Source organism: Brevundimonas sp. AC546 (assembly GCF_979258305.1).
Map to the genome: position 1 here is coordinate 2,089,110 of NZ_OZ409849.1, position 16,090 is coordinate 2,105,199.

The 16,090-nt window shown below is 68.0% G+C and carries 18 protein-coding genes; 2 read left to right on the forward strand and 16 right to left on the reverse strand.

Annotated elements, in window-relative coordinates; genetic code table 11:
• Nucleotides 1–9 precede the first annotated feature (9 nt).
• The 5 genes from ACZZZD_RS10310 to typA all read right to left on the reverse strand — a co-directional run bounded on the left by ACZZZD_RS10310 (nucleotide 10) and on the right by typA (nucleotide 8,112).
• A complete protein-coding gene (locus ACZZZD_RS10310; protein ID WP_463434803.1) occupies nucleotides 10–717 on the reverse strand; it encodes a GNAT family N-acetyltransferase in 708 nt (235 codons plus the stop codon).
• 10 nt (nucleotides 718–727) lie between these two features.
• Nucleotides 728–1,771 (reverse strand): tryptophan--tRNA ligase, encoded by a 1,044-nt coding sequence (trpS, locus tag ACZZZD_RS10315; protein WP_463434804.1) that lies wholly within the window; start codon nucleotides 1,769–1,771, stop codon nucleotides 728–730.
• A 125-nt stretch (nucleotides 1,772–1,896) separates the two neighbouring features.
• The gene (gene murJ, locus ACZZZD_RS10320; protein ID WP_463434805.1) at nucleotides 1,897–3,492 is read right to left on the reverse strand and encodes a murein biosynthesis integral membrane protein MurJ; all 1,596 of its coding nucleotides are present in this window, start codon (nucleotides 3,490–3,492) and stop codon (nucleotides 1,897–1,899) included.
• A 37-nt stretch (nucleotides 3,493–3,529) separates the two neighbouring features.
• Entirely contained in the window at nucleotides 3,530–6,235 is a 2,706-nt protein-coding gene (glnD, locus tag ACZZZD_RS10325) for a [protein-PII] uridylyltransferase (protein ID WP_463434806.1), read from the reverse strand.
• Nucleotides 6,236–6,279: 44 nt separating this feature from the next.
• Nucleotides 6,280–8,112 (reverse strand): translational GTPase TypA, encoded by a 1,833-nt coding sequence (gene typA / locus ACZZZD_RS10330; RefSeq protein ID WP_159847105.1) that lies wholly within the window; start codon nucleotides 8,110–8,112, stop codon nucleotides 6,280–6,282.
• A gap of 236 nt (nucleotides 8,113–8,348) precedes the next feature.
• Between typA and ACZZZD_RS10335 the strand changes: the two genes are divergently transcribed.
• On the forward strand, nucleotides 8,349–8,648 hold the full coding sequence (locus ACZZZD_RS10335; protein WP_463434807.1) for a hypothetical protein: 300 nt from the start codon (nucleotides 8,349–8,351) through the stop codon (nucleotides 8,646–8,648).
• Here ACZZZD_RS10335 and ACZZZD_RS10340 read toward each other — a convergent pair.
• From ACZZZD_RS10340 to ACZZZD_RS10370, 7 genes are all read right to left on the reverse strand, one after another.
• Nucleotides 8,645–9,121, reverse strand: a complete 477-nt coding sequence (locus ACZZZD_RS10340) for a GNAT family N-acetyltransferase (RefSeq protein WP_463434808.1) — start codon at nucleotides 9,119–9,121, stop codon at nucleotides 8,645–8,647. The genes ACZZZD_RS10335 and ACZZZD_RS10340 overlap by 4 nt on opposite strands.
• Before the next feature lie 23 nt (nucleotides 9,122–9,144).
• Nucleotides 9,145–9,609, reverse strand: a complete 465-nt coding sequence (locus ACZZZD_RS10345) for a DUF6265 family protein (RefSeq protein WP_463434809.1) — start codon at nucleotides 9,607–9,609, stop codon at nucleotides 9,145–9,147.
• Between the two features lie 33 nt (nucleotides 9,610–9,642).
• Nucleotides 9,643–10,467: a DUF6597 domain-containing transcriptional factor gene (locus ACZZZD_RS10350; protein ID WP_463434810.1), complete on the reverse strand. Its 825-nt coding sequence runs from the start codon at nucleotides 10,465–10,467 to the stop codon at nucleotides 9,643–9,645.
• A gap of 1 nt (nucleotide 10,468) precedes the next feature.
• The gene (locus tag ACZZZD_RS10355) at nucleotides 10,469–10,903 is read right to left on the reverse strand and encodes a DUF1178 family protein (protein WP_463434811.1); all 435 of its coding nucleotides are present in this window, start codon (nucleotides 10,901–10,903) and stop codon (nucleotides 10,469–10,471) included.
• Nucleotides 10,904–10,910: 7 nt separating this feature from the next.
• Nucleotides 10,911–11,750, reverse strand: a complete 840-nt coding sequence (locus ACZZZD_RS10360; RefSeq protein ID WP_463434812.1) for a carbon-nitrogen hydrolase family protein — start codon at nucleotides 11,748–11,750, stop codon at nucleotides 10,911–10,913.
• Nucleotides 11,751–11,754: 4 nt separating this feature from the next.
• Entirely contained in the window at nucleotides 11,755–12,012 is a 258-nt protein-coding gene (gene grxC / locus ACZZZD_RS10365; RefSeq protein WP_463434814.1) for a glutaredoxin 3, read from the reverse strand.
• A gap of 71 nt (nucleotides 12,013–12,083) precedes the next feature.
• Nucleotides 12,084–12,878: a phosphoribosyltransferase family protein gene (locus tag ACZZZD_RS10370; RefSeq protein WP_463434815.1), complete on the reverse strand. Its 795-nt coding sequence runs from the start codon at nucleotides 12,876–12,878 to the stop codon at nucleotides 12,084–12,086.
• On the opposite strand from ACZZZD_RS10370, the gene ACZZZD_RS10375 reads away from it, so the two are divergent.
• Complete coding sequence (locus tag ACZZZD_RS10375; RefSeq protein ID WP_463434816.1) at nucleotides 12,877–13,779, forward strand: methyltransferase domain-containing protein; 903 nt, start codon at nucleotides 12,877–12,879, stop codon at nucleotides 13,777–13,779. The genes ACZZZD_RS10370 and ACZZZD_RS10375 overlap by 2 nt on opposite strands.
• Before the next feature lie 31 nt (nucleotides 13,780–13,810).
• Here ACZZZD_RS10375 and ACZZZD_RS10380 read toward each other — a convergent pair whose 3' ends face one another.
• The 4 genes from ACZZZD_RS10380 to argJ are packed head-to-tail and all read right to left on the reverse strand — an operon-like array spanning nucleotide 13,811 to nucleotide 16,089.
• Nucleotides 13,811–14,224: a (deoxy)nucleoside triphosphate pyrophosphohydrolase gene (locus ACZZZD_RS10380; RefSeq protein WP_463434817.1), complete on the reverse strand. Its 414-nt coding sequence runs from the start codon at nucleotides 14,222–14,224 to the stop codon at nucleotides 13,811–13,813.
• Entirely contained in the window at nucleotides 14,221–14,493 is a 273-nt protein-coding gene (locus tag ACZZZD_RS10385) for a hypothetical protein (protein ID WP_463434818.1), read from the reverse strand. Before ACZZZD_RS10385 ends, ACZZZD_RS10380 begins: the two co-directional genes overlap by 4 nt.
• Entirely contained in the window at nucleotides 14,477–14,701 is a 225-nt protein-coding gene (locus tag ACZZZD_RS10390; RefSeq protein ID WP_463434820.1) for a colicin E5-related ribonuclease, read from the reverse strand. Before ACZZZD_RS10390 ends, ACZZZD_RS10385 begins: the two co-directional genes overlap by 17 nt.
• On the reverse strand, nucleotides 14,701–16,089 hold the full coding sequence (gene argJ / locus ACZZZD_RS10395; protein WP_463434822.1) for a bifunctional glutamate N-acetyltransferase/amino-acid acetyltransferase ArgJ: 1,389 nt from the start codon (nucleotides 16,087–16,089) through the stop codon (nucleotides 14,701–14,703). Before argJ ends, ACZZZD_RS10390 begins: the two co-directional genes overlap by 1 nt.
• Nucleotide 16,090: the final 1 nt, after the last annotated feature.

Consider the following 16,090-nt stretch of genomic DNA (forward strand, 5'->3'; position numbering starts at 1 on the left):
GGTCTCTCCTCAGTCAGCCAGGATCGTATAGGTCATCGGCGCACGGACTTCGAAGCCCAACGTGCGATAGAAGGCGATGGTCGCGTCGTGGTCGGCGAAGGCGTGCAGGAAGGCCGCGTCCCCCGCCGCATGGATTTCGCTGACCACCATCCGCGACAAAGCCGCCGCATAACCCTTGCCGCGATGATCCGGATGGGTGCAGACGCCGCTCAGTTCGGTGAAGCCGTCGATCCGCAGGCGTCGCCCGGCCATGGCGACGAGTTCACCGTCCTGTTTCACCCCGACGAAGGGACCCAGTTCGCGCGTTCTCGACCGGAAGGGGCCGGGCTTGGTCAGGGTCGCCAGGGCCAGCATGGCGGACGCGTCGGCTTCGGTCAGGGTCTCGAAGACGAGATCGGACACCCGGCCCGAAGACTTTTCGGGTGTCGGAACGGTCGAGGTCATCTGCACCAGGCGAATGCGGCGCTCGACCGCGATCCCCTCAGGCAGAACGTCGACCATCGGCCCGTCGGCACGCTCGACCAGGCCGGCGCCCGGATGCCGGCGGGCCAAGTCGGTAAGATGGGCGCGGCTTTCGGATGTGCTGTCGGCGGCGGACAGGAAGACCCCGACCTGAGGATCGATCCGCACGGCGCGGGCATCGGAATCGGCGGTGGCGAACGCTGACAGCCGCGTGTTCATGGCGTTCCAGACGGCGCGGTCGAGAGGATGGCTCATGGCCTCCGACCTAGACCCGCCAGAAGCCCACGATCTTCTTGACCTCGTCCACCACCGGGTCGGCGACTGCGGCGGCGCGTTCGGCGCCGTCCTTCAGCACGCGGTCGATCTCGGCCGGGTCGTCCATCAGGCGGCGCATCTCGGCCGTGACCGGGGCCAGCGATGACACCGCCAGGTCCGCCAGGGCCGGCTTGAACGCGCCGAAGCCCTGGCCGCCGAACTGTTCGATCACCTGTTCGCGGGTCAGGCCCGCCAGAGCGGCGTAGATGGCGACCAGGTTCTTGGCCTCGGGCCGCTCATTCAGCCCGTCCAGGGTTTCCGGCAGCGGCTCGGGATCGGTCTTGGCGCGCTTGATCTTGGACGCGATCGTGTCGGCGTCGTCGGTCAGGTTGATGCGGCTATTGTCGGACGGATCCGACTTGGACATCTTGGCCGCCCCGTCGCGCAGCGACATGACGCGCGTCGCTGGGCCCTGGATGATCGGCTCGGGCACGGGGAAATAGCCGGGGACGCCGAAGTCGTTGTTGAACTTGGCGGCGATGTCGCGGGTCAGTTCCAGATGCTGTTTCTGGTCCTCACCGACGGGCACCTCGGTCGCCTTGTAGAGCAGAATGTCGGCGGCCTGGAGCACGGGATAGGTATAGAGGCCGACCGAGGCCCGTTCCTTGTGCTTGCCCGACTTCTCCTTGAACTGGGTCATCCGATCCAGCCAGCCGAGGCGGGCGACGCAGTTGAAGATCCAGGCCAGATCGGCGTGGGCGCGCACGGCCGACTGAGGGAAGATGATCGACTTTGCCGGATCCAGTCCCGAGGCCAGATAGGCGGCGGCGATCTCGCGCGTCTGGGCGGCCAGCTTGGCCGGATCCTGCCAGACGGTGATGGCGTGCATGTCGGCGACGAAGACGAAGACTGGCGCGCCCTGGTCCTGCAGTTCGACGAACCGCTTCAGGGCGCCGAGATAGTTGCCCAGGTGCAGGGCGCCGGAAGCCTGGATGCCGGACAGGATGCGGCGCGGACCGTCGTATGTCGTAACGGCTGGGGTCTGGTCGGTCATGGGGTCGGGTCTCGGAAGGTCGAAAGGCAGGCGTGGTGAAGGCGGCGGCGGTTCAGCCGCGCCATCGCCGGTCGGAAATCAGGCCCGAGGTCGTCATGGCCTCGCGCTTATCGGTTCCCCGTCGGTCAGTCCAGACCGGAGACCGCGCCGCCGCCCGGCTCGCGGCGCAAGGTCGCCTTCAGTTCCGACAAGGTCACGGCGCGGAAGGCGAAGAGGCACACGCCATAGGCCGCAGCGCCCAGGCCGCAGACGACGAGGACGGCGATCTCCTTGGCCAGCAAGATCCGGCTCAGCAGCCCATAGTTGATGCTGGCCAGCAGCAGCAGACCGGCCATAACCGCGCTGGCGGCCAGGACGCGTGCAATGCGCGAGACGAAGGCCGGCGACGGTCTCCAGGCGTTCTCGTGAATCAGGACGCCGGCCAGCAGGCCGACATTGACCCAGGCCGAGACGCTGGTGGCGATGGCCAGGCCCAGCACCCCGTCCCAGCCTTGGGAGCGGAACCAGAAGAACAGGCCAGACCCGAGAACCACGGTGATGACCACCGCGGTGACGGCGAAATACATCGGCCGACGGGTGTCCTCGCGCGCGAAGAAGGGCGGGGTCAGAACCTTGGCCAGGACGAAGGCCGGTACGCCCCAGGCGAACTGACGCAGCACGTCGGCGGTGCGGGCGGCGTCGGCGCTTGTGAAGGCGCCGCGCGTCACCGTCGCGTCGATGATGAAGAAGGGAATGACGAACAGGGCGATGGCGGCCGGCAGGGTGAAGGCCATGGCCAGGTTGATGCCGTCATCCAGCGTCTTCTGCCCGCCCTCGTGATCGCCGGAAACGAAGGCTCGGGTCAGGCGCGGCACCAGGGCCAGCCCGATGGCGACCCCGACCAGGCCCAGCGGCAGTTGGTAAAGGCGGTCGGCGTTGTACAGCACCGAGCGGGCGCCGGCGTCGGACCCGGCCAGAACCTGGGACACGACCGAGTTGACCTGCATGGCCCCGCCCGCCATGGCGCCGGGCACCGCCAGGGCCAGGGCGCGCTTCACGTTCGGGGTCAGGCGCGGCAGGCCCAGCTTCAGCTTCACGCCCAGACGCCGCACGCCCCACCACAACAGACCGGCCTGGATCACGCCCGAAACAGTGACCGCCGCGCTGGTGGCCAACAGCACCATCGCGGGCGAGACTGGCAGGAAAAAGCCGCCCAACAGCGGCGCCAGGGTGCAGAGATTCAGGAAGACCGGCACGGCCGCTGACAGGGCGAACCGGCCGCCGGTGTTCAGCACTCCTGACAACAGGGAGGCGATGGTCATGCAGGCCAGGTAAGGCATGGCCAGTTGGGTGGCGATCACCCCCACGCGCATGACCTCGGCGTCGTCCTTCCAGGCCGACAGCAACAGCGGCACGATCCACGGCATGGCGATCTGCAGCAGGATGCAGAAGGCCGCGACCACGGCAAACATGAAGGACATGGCCTCCGACGCCGTGACGGCTGCGGCCTCGTCGCCCTCGCGCGTCTTGACCCCGCCATAGACCGGCACGAAGGCCTGGGCGAAGGCGCCCTCGGCGAACAGGCGACGGAACATGTTGGGCAGCATCAGGGCCGTGGACCAGACGTCCATCATCGGTCCCTGGCCGAAGTTCGCCGACAGGGCCAGATCGCGGCCGAAGCCCAGCAGGCGGCTGCCCAGCGTCAGGGTCGACTGCACCAGGGTATTGCGGGCGAGGCTCATGCGGACATTCGACAGGGCGCGAAAAGAAGACTTTCGCTTAGCGCGCTTCCCCGGCGGGCGATACGGGCTTCGCGCGTGGGCTGCGGCGACCCAGGTCGGAGACGTCGCGGGCGCTGGCGCGGGCCGAGGCGACCTTGCGACCGGCCGGCGCGGGCGCGCGGCTGTCCAGCACCCCCTCCAGGGCCGTGCGCAGTTCGGCGATGCTCTGTTCCGAGGTGACCTTTCGCCCTTTGCGGTCCACCACATAGAAGCTGTCGACCGCCCGCTCGCCATAGGAGGCGACGTGCGCCGAGCGGATGTTCAGACCCTCGTCGTTGAACACGCGCGAGAGGGCCGCCAAAAGGCCCGGTCGGTCGGCGCAGGAGACCTCGACCACGGTGGCCAGTTCGCTGGCGTGGTGATCGACCATGACCACGGGCCGAACCTCGAAGGCGGCCTTTCGGGCGTTGCCGGTCGGGTCGGGCGCCTTGCCGATGCGACCGTCGCCACGCGCGGCCTTTTCCAGCGCCTCGACCAGGGCCTTGATTCGACGCGGCTCGGCCTGGCCATAGGGCAGACCCGCTCCGTCCTGGATGCGGAAGACGTCCAGCACCAGACCTTCGGACGTGGTCGCCACGCGGGCGTCGGTCACGTCGGCGCCCAGGGCGGCCATGGTCTGGGCCAGGTCCGCGAACAGGCCCGGCCGGTCGGCGGCGGCGATGGAGATTTCTGTGGTCTGGACCGCCAGCCCCGCGACCGGGGCGGTCGGCGCGGCCTCGGCGGCGGCGCCCGTCTGGCGCGCGCGTTCGACCAGGGCCGGATGGGCCGCCAGCGGATCCTCGCGCGCCATGTCCTCGCCCCGGAACAGGGCGGCGACTTGGTTGTAGAGGGTGCGCATCAGCTGACCCTTCCATCCGTTCCAAACCCCCGGCCCAACCGCGCGAATATCGGCGACGGTCAGGACCAGCAGCATTCGCAGCCGCTCGGGCTCGCCCACCAGTTCGGCGAAAGCGCGGATGGTGGCGGGATCGGACAGGTCGCGCTTCTGGGCATAGTCGCTGAGCGCCAGATGGCTGCGCACCAGCCAGACGACCAGTTCGATGCGGCGTGGATCGACGCCCAGACGTTCGCAGGCCCGGCGCGCGGCGATGGCGCCGTCCTCCAGCTGTCCGCGCTCGCCACCCTTGCCCACGTCGTGCAGCAACATCCCCAACATCAGGGCTTCCATGTCCGAGATCAGCTGGACGATCTCGGTGGCCAGCGGGTGGTCGCCCTTCAGCTTGCCGCGCGCGATGTCGTTGATGATGCCGATGGCCTGCAGCGTGTGCTCGTCCACCGTATAGGCATGGTACATATTGAACTGGGTCTGGCCGACAATTCGCCCCCATTCGGGCAGGAACCGACCCAGCAGCCCTGTCTCGTTCATGATGGTCAGGACGCGATAGGGCCGCTGCCCATGCGCCAGCACATCCAGGAACGCCCGCGTCGCCGCCGGATCGCGCCTTAGCCGGGGCGTCACCAGCGACAACGACCGGGTCACGGCGGAAAAGGCGTCCGGGTGCAGATCCAGGTCGTGCTTGTCGGCGCAGACGAACAGGGTCAGCAGCTTGACCGGATCGGCGGCGAACACCTCCGGCCCCTCGACCGACAACCGGCCCTGATCGACCCAGAACCCCTCGACCTCCAGCTTGCGTCGGGTGGACCGGAAAGAGGTCATCAGACGCGACAGGCCCTGCGCCGTCTTCTGGTGTCGCGCCTCCAGCTTGGCCGACATGGCGCGGGTCAAGGCGCCGACGTCGCGGGCGACCAGGAAGTATCGGCGCATGAACCGCTCGACCGCCGGCTCGTCGCCGCGCCCCTGCCAGCCCATGCGCCGGGCCACCTCGGGCTGCATGTCGAACGTCAGCTTCTCTTCGGCCCGCCCCGCGATCAGGTGCAGATGGATCCGCACGCGCCAAAGGAAGTCGAAGGCGTCGTCGGAGGCGCGCCGCTCGCGCGAGGTGAACATCTCGTCCATCACCGTCGCGCCCAGCCGGCTGTCGGGCGCCAGGGACCGCGCGATCCAGTACAGGGTGTTCAGGTCGCGAAGCCCGCCCTTGCCGTCCTTGACGTTGGGTTCGACCTTGTAGCGGGTCACGCCCGCCTTCTGGTGCCGGACGGCCCGTTCTTCCAGCTTGGCGGCGATGAAGGGGCGGGGGTCGGACTTGGAGACCATGTCGCGGAACCGGCCGATCATCAGGTCCGACAGCCGTTCGTCGCCCGCCAGATGCCGGGCCTCCAGCAATGTGGTCCGCACCGTCATGTCGGTGCGCGACAGGCTGAGGCATTCCTCGACCGAACGCACCGCCGGCCCGACCTTCACCCCCAGGTCCCACAGCACATAGAGGATGAACTGAATGACGCTCTCGCCGCGCGGCGTGGCCTTGGCCGGGCGCAGGAACAGCAGGTCCAGGTCGGAAAAGGGCGCCAGGACGCCCCGGCCGTAACCCCCGACCGCCACCAAGGACAGCCGCTCGCTCTCGACGGCGGAGACGGGGAACAGCATCTGGGTTGCGACCCGCCACAGGCCCGCCAGCATGTCGTCGGCGGCCGCAGCGTAAATGCGGGCGACCTCGCGCCCCTTCATGCCGCCGTCCAGTTTGCGCTCGGCGCGGGCGCGGGCGGCGTCATAGATCTCGCGCAGAACGACAGAGACCGCCGCGCGCGGATCTCCCGCGCGGGCGGCCTCGTCAAGGCGGTCATCCAGACTGGGCGAAGCGATCATGTCAGCCACCTATAGGCCGCATCCCCCTTCGCGTCAGTGGAGGATTACTCGGGGCGAACGCGCTTCTTGCGGAACGAGGGGTTCAGCGTCTGCTTGCGCAGGCGGATGGACTTCGGCGTCACCTCGACCAGCTCGTCGTCGTCGATATAGGCGATGGCCTGTTCCAGCGACATCTGGCGCGGCGGGGTCAGGCGAACGGCCTCGTCCTTGCCGGAGGCGCGGACGTTGGTCAGTTGCTTGCCCTTGATCGGGTTGACGTCCAGGTCGTCCCAGCGTGCGTTCTCGCCGATGATCATGCCCTGGTAGGTCTTCTCGCCGGCGCCGACGAACATGACGCCGCGATCTTCCAGGTTCCACAGGGCGAAGGCCGCCGTGTCGCCGTCCGAGTTCGAGATCAGCACGCCCTTCAGACGACCGGCGATCGCGCCCTTGTAGCCTTCGTAGTGGCTGAAGACGCGGTTAAGCACGCCCGAACCGCGCGTGTCGGTCAGGAACTCGCCCTGATAACCGATCAGCGAGCGCGACGGGCATTTCAGGCTGATGCGGGTCTTGCCGGCGCCCGACGGGCCCATGTCGGTCATTTCGGCCTTACGGGCCGACAGCTTTTCGATGACGATGCCCGAGAACTCGTCGTCGACGTCGATCATGACGTCTTCGATCGGCTCCAGCTTCTCGCCGTTCTCGCCTTCCTGGAACACCACGCGCGGACGCGAGATCGAGACCTCGAAGCCTTCGCGACGCATGTTCTCGATCAGGACGCCCAGCTGTAGTTCACCACGGCCGGCGACTTCGTAGGCGTCGCCGCCTTCGGTCGTGGTCACGCGGATGGCGACGTTGGCTTCAGCTTCCTTCAGCAGACGGTCACGGATGACGCGCGACTGGACCTTGTCGCCTTCGCGACCGGCCAGAGGGCTGTCGTTGACCGAGACGGTCATGGAGATGGTCGGCGGATCGATCGGCTGGGCGGGCAGAGGCTCGGTCACCTCGATCGCGCACAGGGTGTCGGCAACGGTGGCCTTGGACATGCCGGCGATGGCGACGATGTCGCCCGCTTCCGAACCCTCGTCCAGAGCCGTGCGCTTCAGGCCGCGGAAGGCCAGGACCTTGGTGATGCGGCCGCGCTCGATTTCCTTGCCGTCGCGGTCCAGGGCGTGGATCGCCATGCCCGGGATCGCCTTGCCGCTCTCGATACGGCCGGTCAGGATGCGGCCCAGGAAGGGGTCGGATTCGATCAGCACGTCCAGCATGCGGAACGGCTTGTCCTTGTTTTCCTGAACCTTGGGCGCCGGAACGTGATCGACGATCAGGTCGAACAGCGGGGCTAGGTTGTCGTTGGGCTGGTTCAGATCCATCGTCGCCCAGCCGTTGCGGCCCGAGGCGTAGATGTGCGGGAAGTCCAGTTGCTCGTCCGTCGCGCCGATGGCGGCGAACAGGTCGAAGGTCTCGTTGTGGACGCGGTCCGGATCGGCGTGGGCGCGGTCGACCTTGTTGATGCACAGGATCGGGCGCAGGCCCATCTTCAGCGCCTTGGTCAGCACGAACTTGGTCTGGGGCATGACGCCCTCTTCGGCGTCGACCAGGATGACGCAACCGTCCACCATGCCCAGGATGCGTTCGACCTCGCCCCCGAAGTCGGCGTGGCCGGGGGTGTCGATGATGTTGATGCGGGTTTCACCGGCCTTGCCGTTCCAGAGCACCGAGGTGCACTTGGCCAGAATGGTGATGCCGCGCTCTTTTTCCTGGTCGTTGGAGTCCATCGCGCGCTCGGTCTGCGCCTCGTTGGCTCGGAAGACGCCGGACTGGGCGAGCAGTTGGTCCACCAGGGTCGTCTTGCCGTGGTCGACGTGGGCGATGATGGCGACGTTGCGCAGGTTCATTTGATAATCGCGAAAAGGCGCGGCCGGCATACGGGCGGCCGCTGGTCATGAAAAGGCATGCGGGAGGCGCGCGCCTCTTACAGGCATGTGGACAGAAACACCATAGCGGGCGTTCGCAGCGATTATTCCAAGCTTACCGATATTTCATCCGCGCGGCCGCATCCGATGATGTCGGACGTCTTCTCTCTCCAGCGAGGGCCTGAAGGCAGGCCCTTCTAACGCGGGAGATTGTGACGATGGGCCTGATGCTGGAATTGATGGTGGCTGGCGCTTTGCTCGCTGGCGAGGCGCCGGACATGCATGTCGATGCCCAAGGATTGCAGATGGCTCGACCAAGAGATGCGCTGATGTTGGCGGGACGCATTCGGGTCGCCAGTCATGACTGGTGCGCCGCGCACCGCGCCTTTCTCACCCCGAATTCTGTGGGCGACTCCCTGATGTGCGAGCGGGAGATGAGGCGTCGGCATGCCCTGACCCGGTCCAATCGCCTGGACTTCGTGCGAGCGGGCGGTCGGACGGCGCTGAATCGTTCCTAGAGCGGCCTGAGCATATAGCGGGCGTCCGGACCGTAGCTGGCCAGTTTCGCCGCCATGGCCTCGGCCGGCTTTTCGACGAAACCGTGCCGGGACCAGAAGCCGACGGCGTCGTTGACCGCGACCAGGGCGATGGCGGGCCAGTCGTCCTCAGCCGCCTGTTCGGCCAGCCGCTCTATGATCCCGCCCGTGACGCCCCCGCCCCGCGCTTCGGGATGCAGGGCCAGGTCATGCAGATAGATCAGGGCCGGTTCGGCCGGCAGGCCCTCGATCACCGTGTTCAGCGGTGGCGCGCTCTCGGCCCGCCACGGATAGGCGATCAGATAGCCCCTGGCCGCGCCATCCCCATCCGCCAGCACGAAACAGCCGCGCGGATACAGCGCCAGCCGATTTTCGAAACAGGACCGACCTTCGAAATGATCCGGGAAGGACAGGCGCGCGACCTCGACCACGGCGTCGATGTCGGTCGGCCGCATGGGCCGCCAATCCAGCCCCGTTACTAGGTCGGGCAGCGGGAGTTCAGTTCCGCCTTCTGGAAGCGCCATCGGATCATCCTTTCCTGACCGTCCATCACGCCTTCGATCCGGGCGTTCAGGACATCCCCCTCGCGTTCATAAACGACGCGTTTGGGAAAGTCGTCGTCCGCCGCCTGTTCGAACACGACGCGGCTCGGACCGGATGCGATGACCGGAAACAGGGTCGGAGCCTGCCCCTCGGGATGGGCGAAATAGGCCAGAGGCGCGGCAGGGGTCGGATCGGCAGGCGCGATGCGCGACAGCTCCCACCCCGCCCGGCCGCCGCGCACCGTCAGGGATGTTCCCAGCATCAGGTTCAGGCGCGGATCGGTCCAGGTCTCGGACGCCTCACGCTCCGCCTCGCACGACAGCCAATACCCGGACATCCAGCCCAGGTCGGGTCGCAAGTCCGCGTGAAGCGCAGCGGCGAGAAGCAGCGGGGTCAGCATGGTCGTCATCCCTCTCCAGTCGAGGCATGCAGGCTAGACCGGATGCGGCCCCGGCGGCTTGTAGGTTTGCGACGCGATGGCGCGGGCCAACTCATGCTGTTCGCGCGCCCAGTCGGTGGCGGTGCAGCCCAGGAAGCGTCGGAAGTCGCGCGCCATCTGCGGCTGGTCGAAATAGCCGGCCTCCAGCCCCGCCGCCAGCCAGCCCTCTGTCTCGCTGTCCGGCTGGGCCGCGTGATCGAACACCCGACGAAAGCGAAAGATCGAACGCAGCAGGCGGGGCGACACCCCCACCCGATCCGCGAACCGGCGCTGAACGGCGCGTTGTTCGGATGGCGACCGGACCGGCGCCGGGCGTTCGGCTGCGGCGGCCTCGATCTCGCCGCGGACTGCCGGGTCGATCGTCCAGTCCGCGTCCCGCCTCTGCGCCTCCAGCCAGGCGGCGATGGCCGCGACCTGGCCTGACGGATCCCCGACCGGAGCGGTGAGCCCGGCCAGCCGCTCGACCATGTCCAGACGCCGGTCGGTCGCCTCGCTCAGCGGCCGTTCCAGAAAGCCGCGTGCGCCATCGGGTTCGAACCGCACGGCGACCAGTTCGGTCGGGCCGGTCGGTCGCATGACCAGGGGCCGGGTCATCTGCCCCGCGAACAGGGCCGAGGGCTGCAGGTGAAACACACCGTCGTCGCCCTGTTCCGCATAAGGCGCGCCCAGGTCGAAGATCAGTTCGGGACAGCCATCGGGCGCAATGCGTTGGATGGTCGGCGAGGGATCGGGTGCGGCATAGGTCCAGATCACGCGGACGAAGGGTCGCAAGGACGGCGGCGGCGCGAACTCCTGATAGCGCTCCTCTCCCGAGGCCACCTCAGTTGACCTTGGACGGGTCCGGAGGGGCGTCAGGCAGGGCCGAGACCGGCACCCCGTCGTCCTTCAGCTTCTTGACCTCGGCAGGCGTGGCCTCGCCATAGATTTCGCGCTTCTCGGACCTGCCCTCGTGAATGTCGCGAGCCTCGCGGGCGAACGTGTCGCCGACATAGTCGAAGTTGGCCTCGACATGGGCGCGCACCTTGCGGGCGGCGGCCATCATCACGCTCTGCATTTTGGCGGCGACATCCGACGCCGGATCGGCCTTGCGCGCCCCGCTGACGGCCGGGGCCATGATCGCCTTTTGAACCGAATGCGAGCCGCAGAACGGGCATTCCACCAGACCACGCCCCGCCTGGTCGTCAAAGTCGGACGAGGAGCCGAACCAGGCCTCGAACTCGTGGGCCAAGTCGCATTTCAGGGCGTAGCGGATCATGGAACAATCAAACGGCGGGCAGGAAATCGCGATCGTGGGTCAGGGCGGGCACCGCCGCACGCGCCTTGGCCACCGCCTCCATGTCCAGCTTCGCCGTCACGATGCAAGGCTCGTCGTGATCCGCCTTGGCGATGATCTCGCCCCAGGGTCCGACGACGGTGGACCGACCCCAGGTGCGGCGACCATCCTCGTGCAGGCCACCTTGCGCCGGCGCCAGGACAAAGACCCCCGTCTCGATGGCGCGGGCGCGCAGAAGGGTCTCCCAATGCGCCTCGCCGGTCGGGGCGGTGAAGGCGGCCGGCACCGCGATCATCGACGCCCCCGCCTTGGCCAGCTGGCGATGCAGATGGGGAAAGCGGATGTCGTAGCAGATGGTCAGGCCCAGCCGGCCCCAGGGCGTATCCGCCAACGCCGCCCCGTCGCCGGGCCGCACCGTCGCGCTCTCGCGATAGGTCTCGCCATTGGGCAGGTTCACGTCGAAGACATGCAGCTTGTCATAGCGGGCGACGATCCCGCCGGACGCGTCGATCAACAGCGAGCGATTGGCGGCGCGGCCGTCACCGGCATGGCCGGACCTCACGATGGCTGAGCCGATCAGCAGCCAGACGCCCAGTTCCGCCGCCAGACGACGCAGGCCCAGAACGACGACGTCGGCGTCCTCGGTCGTGATCGCGGCGTCGCGTCGTTCCCGGCGCTGTTCCAGGACATTGGTCCCTTCCGGCGTCAGGATGAACTTCGCTCCGCCCGCCGCCGCCTCGCGGATCAGGGGCTCGACATGGGCCAGGGCCGCCTCAGCCGTCGCCGGCGTGCGGGTCTGGATCAGGGCGATGTCGAGCCCGCCGCTCACGGGATCAGGCCGCCAGAAGCGCGTCGAGCTTGCCGTCGCGATCCAGGGCGTGGACGTCGTCGGAGCCGCCGACGTGCTGGCCGCCGATGAAGACCTGCGGGAAGGTCATGCGGCCGCCGGACTTCTCGACCATCTCGGCCTTCTTGTCTGGATCGTTCGAGGCGACGATCTCGGTGTAGTCCACGCCCTTCTTCTTCAACAGCGACATGGCGCTGAAGCAATAGGGACAGCCGGGCTTGGTATAGATGACGACGTCAGCCAAAGGGTATTCTCCAATCAGAATTCAGCGCCCTCAAGCAGCGAGCCGCCGCGCGGCGAGCGATAGGGCGCTTTCTACATAGTCAGTTCACGGGCGTTTCGCACCCGTGCGATGACCGCCAGGTCCACGCCGCGCGCTCCGGCGTCGAGCAGGGCGCGCGCGCAGGCCTCTCCGGTCGCGCCCGTGGTCAACACATCGTCGATCAGAAGGATGCGCCGTCCTCGGATGCGACGCCGCCCGGTCTCGGTTACGGCGAAGGCTTTCTTGACGTTCAGACGCCGCCCGCGCTGGCTCTTGCCGCCCTGGCTAGTGGTGTGGGTCGTGCGGACCAGGGCGTCGGGCAGATAGTCGCGGCCTGCGTCGCGGGCCAGCGGTCGGGCGATCTCGGCCGCCTGATTGAAGCGGCGCGACAGCAGGCGAAAGGGATGCAGCGGGACGGGCACGACCGCATCCGCCTCTTCGACCAGATCGGCGGCGGACCGGCCGATCCAGCGGGCGAAGAGGGGCGCGAACTGCTGCTGGTCCCCGTGCTTGAACCGCAGGATCAGCCCCCGCGACGCCTCGTCATACAGACACGCTGCCCGCGCCCGCTGAAAAACATAGGGCTGGGCGATACAGGCGGTGCAGCGGTCCTCGGCGAAGACGCCGCCGTCATATTCGAACGCCGCGCCGCATCCGTCGCACACCGGCGCCTCCAGAAACCGGATGCGGCTCCAGGCGTCGGGCGTCAGGCCGGCGGCGGCCGTCGCCTCACGACTGTCGTGCGCCATCGGCGGCAGGATCAGATCCGCCAATCCGCGTCCGGCGCCGCGCAACTGTCGCCCCGCCCCTTCCCAGGCGCGCCGCCAACCCCCATCCTGTGCGTCCATGACCGTCCCCCCATCCTCGTCCGAAGGCCCCCCGCGCATCTTCGACGCCGCCCGGCGTCAGGCGCGTCTGGTGCGGTCCGCCGCACGGTTCGACCAGGCCGACTTCCTGCACGCCCGCGCCGCCGCGAACGCCGCCGAGAGCCTGGAAGCCATCTTGCGCGATTTTCCCGTTGCGGTCGATCTGTCTGCCCATCCAGGGGTGTTCGAGCGTGCGGTCACGTCCAGCGACGCCGCCGACCGTGTCGGTCCGATCCTGACGCCCGTCTCCCTGGCCCAACGCGCGGCGCCGGGCGCGGAAGGCCTGCCGCTGGAGGATGGATCGGCCGATCTGATCGTCTCGCTCCTGACCCTGCACTGGGCCAACGACCTGCCCGGCGCCCTGGCCCAGATCCGGCGCGCGCTGAAGCCGGACGGCCTGTTCATCGGCACATTGTTTGGCGCCGGCACCCTGAAAGAGTTGCGCGGTGTCCTGACCCAGGCTGAACTCGAGGAGCGCGGCGGCGCCCAGGCGCGCGTCTCGCCCTTCGCCGACGGCTATGACGGCGCGGCCTTGCTTCAGCGGGCGGGATTCGCCCTGCCCGTTTCCGACGTGGACCGGTTCACCGTCCGCTATGCCGATCTTTTCGCCCTGATCCGCGACCTGCGCGCCATGGGCGAGACCAATGTGCTGCATGGATCGGTCCGACCGCTGAACCGCCGCATCGTCGCCCGCGCCGCCGCCCTCTATGCCGAACGTCATGCCCAGGCCGACGGCCGGATCCCGGCGACGTTCGAGATCATTCACCTGGCCGGCTGGAAACCGCACGAGAGTCAGCAGAAGCCTTTGCCGCGCGGGTCGGCCAAGACGCGGTTGGCCGATGTCCTGGGTGTGAAGGAAATGACGGGCGAGGAGCCGGACTAGCCGCTGATCGCGCCTCCCTGGTCGGCGGTGATCAGAGCAGGTCGCGCAGCCAGGCGACCAGGGGTTCGTCGGCCGGCGGCATGGGATAGTCCGAAAGCTTGTTCGGCTTCACCCAGGCCAGGCCGTCGTGTTCATGCGGCGTGACCACGCCGTTCCACCGTCGGCACAGATACAATGGCATCAACAGGTGAAACGAATCGTAAGCGTGGCTGGCGAAAACGAACGGCGACAGACAGTTTTCGCTGACGTCGATGCCCAGTTCTTCCTTCAACTCGCGGATCAAGGCCGCCTCGGGCCGCTCTCCCGGCTCGACCTTGCCGCCCGGAAACTCCCACAGGCCCGCCAGTTTCTTGCCCTGCGGCCGCTTGGCGATCAGCACTCGCCCGTCCACATCGATCAAGGCGACGGCGACGACCAAGACGGTGGGAAGCGACGCCCCGCTCACCCGGCCTTCCGCAGCCACAGGTTTGACCGTTCGTCCATGTCCGAAGCTCGCGCGACGGCGACCAGCACGTCCGCCTCGCCGTTGGCGCGCCGTTCGACCACGACCTCGTCGCCGGGGTCGAAGGCCCAGCGTTCGTCCTCGGGCGCGGGGTCGTCGCTGAGGTGAAAGACATGGTCGCTAACGGCGCGGGCCTTCACCGGACGCCAGACATCGACGGCGTCGTCCACGATGCGGACGTGGACATCGGTCCAGTCAGTAGATGAAGCCATCGCCGCCGACATGTATAATCTCTCCGGACTCGTCCTCGATCACCACCGAGCGTCCCGTCTCGGGATGAATATAGCGCGTCGCAGGGCGGTCTGTCTCGCGGTTCGCCGCTGCGACGCGGGCGCCGCCCGCCACGGCCTCGGCGATCTGATCGTCGGTCCAGCCGCGCGCAGCCATCTGCCGACGCAGCTTGTCCGGCCGTTTGACCATCAGCTGCGATAATCGCCGTTGATCTCTATGTAGCCCTTGGTCAGGTCGCAGGTCCAGACGGTGGCGGAAGCCCGGCCCGCGCCGACGTCCACGGTGATGTCGATCTCCGGCTTCTTCATATAGGCGCTCATCGCCGCCTCGTCGTAGGTCGCGGACGGGGCGCCATCCACGGCGGCGACGTTGGGTCCGAACTTGATGCCCAGGCGGTCGCGATCCACTGGCTCCTCGGTCTTGCCGACCGCCATGACGACCCGGCCCCAGTTGGCGTCCTCGCCGGCGATGGCGGTCTTGACCAGGGGGCTGTCGGCGATGGACTTGGCCAGTTTGCGGGCCGATGCGGGCGAAGCCGCGCCGTCCACCGTCACCTTGACGAACTTGGTCGCGCCCTCGCCGTCGCGCACTAACTGATGCGCCAGGTCCAACATGACCTTGTCCAGGGCGGCCGAGAAGCTCTTCAGCCTGCGATCCCCGAGCCGACCGATGCGCGGCGCGCCCGAGGTTCCGGTGGCGAATAGCAACGCCGTGTCGTTGGTCGAGGTGTCGCCGTCCACCGTCACGCTGTTGAAGGTCGTGCGCACGTGCAATCCCAGCAGGGCCTGCAGCACCGCCGGATGGATGTCGGCGTCTGTGACGATGAAGGCCAGCATGGTCGCCATGTCCGGCGCGATCATGCCGGACCCCTTGGCGATGCCGGCGATACGCACCTTGTAGCCCTCGATCTCGGCCTCTGCGTAGGAGCCTTTGGGGAAGGTGTCGGTGGTCATGATGCCCTGCCCGGCCTTGGCCCAGGCGTCGGCGTCCAGCCCCTGTTCGATCTCGGGCAATTTGGCGACGATCTTCTTTTCATCCAGCACCACGCCGATCACCCCGGTCGAGGCCAGCATGACGTCGCGCTGGCGACAGCCGAACCGTTTGGCGACCTCCGAGGCCGTGCGGCGCGCGGCGTCGGCGCCGGCCTTGCCTGTAAAGGCGTTGGCGCAGCCGGCGTTGATGACCAGGGCCCGCACGTCCTTGCCCCCGTCGGGGCCGGCCAGATGCCTCTTGCACCAGTCTACGGGCGCCGAGCCGATCTTGTGGCGGGTAAAGACCCCGGCGCAGCTGGTGCCCCGCGCGAAATGGAACACCACCAGGTCGTCGCGCTCGTGCTTGTAGAAACCGGCCCGCGCGGTGGCGATCTCGACGCCCCCGATGGGCGGAATGGTCGGAAAAGGCACGGCCAGCGGCGAGATGGCCAGGCCGGGCTTGCCGGCGGCTGGCGCTGGCGTCGTGGCGGCTGTGTCCGAGCCGGGGGTGCGCGTCGCGCGCTTCAGGGCCGTGGCGAACGGGTCCAGCGCCTTTTCGAACGCATGCTCGATCTTCTGGCCGGTCGTGGAGGGGGGCTTGGTCATG

Excerpts from the sequence above, each read along its gene's own strand:
- ACZZZD_RS10310 (WP_463434803.1), bottom strand. The coding sequence starts at position 717 with ATGAGCCATCCTCTCGACCGCGCCGTCTGGAACGCCATGAACACGCGG.
- trpS (WP_463434804.1), bottom strand. The coding sequence starts at position 1,771 with ATGACCGACCAGACCCCAGCCGTTACGACATACGACGGTCCGCGCCGC.
- murJ (WP_463434805.1), bottom strand. The coding sequence starts at position 3,492 with ATGAGCCTCGCCCGCAATACCCTGGTGCAGTCGACCCTGACGCTGGGC.
- glnD (WP_463434806.1), bottom strand. The coding sequence starts at position 6,235 with ATGATCGCTTCGCCCAGTCTGGATGACCGCCTTGACGAGGCCGCCCGC.
- typA (WP_159847105.1), bottom strand. The coding sequence starts at position 8,112 with ATGAACCTGCGCAACGTCGCCATCATCGCCCACGTCGACCACGGCAAG.
- ACZZZD_RS10335 (WP_463434807.1), top strand. The coding sequence starts at position 8,349 with ATGGGCCTGATGCTGGAATTGATGGTGGCTGGCGCTTTGCTCGCTGGC.
- ACZZZD_RS10340 (WP_463434808.1), bottom strand. The coding sequence starts at position 9,121 with ATGCGGCCGACCGACATCGACGCCGTGGTCGAGGTCGCGCGCCTGTCC.
- ACZZZD_RS10345 (WP_463434809.1), bottom strand. The coding sequence starts at position 9,609 with ATGCTGACCCCGCTGCTTCTCGCCGCTGCGCTTCACGCGGACTTGCGA.
- ACZZZD_RS10355 (WP_463434811.1), bottom strand. The coding sequence starts at position 10,903 with ATGATCCGCTACGCCCTGAAATGCGACTTGGCCCACGAGTTCGAGGCC.
- ACZZZD_RS10375 (WP_463434816.1), top strand. The coding sequence starts at position 12,877 with ATGACCGTCCCCCCATCCTCGTCCGAAGGCCCCCCGCGCATCTTCGAC.
- ACZZZD_RS10370 (WP_463434815.1), bottom strand. The coding sequence starts at position 12,878 with ATGGACGCACAGGATGGGGGTTGGCGGCGCGCCTGGGAAGGGGCGGGG.
- ACZZZD_RS10385 (WP_463434818.1), bottom strand. The coding sequence starts at position 14,493 with ATGGCTTCATCTACTGACTGGACCGATGTCCACGTCCGCATCGTGGAC.
- ACZZZD_RS10390 (WP_463434820.1), bottom strand. The coding sequence starts at position 14,701 with ATGGTCAAACGGCCGGACAAGCTGCGTCGGCAGATGGCTGCGCGCGGC.
- argJ (WP_463434822.1), bottom strand. The coding sequence starts at position 16,089 with ATGACCAAGCCCCCCTCCACGACCGGCCAGAAGATCGAGCATGCGTTC.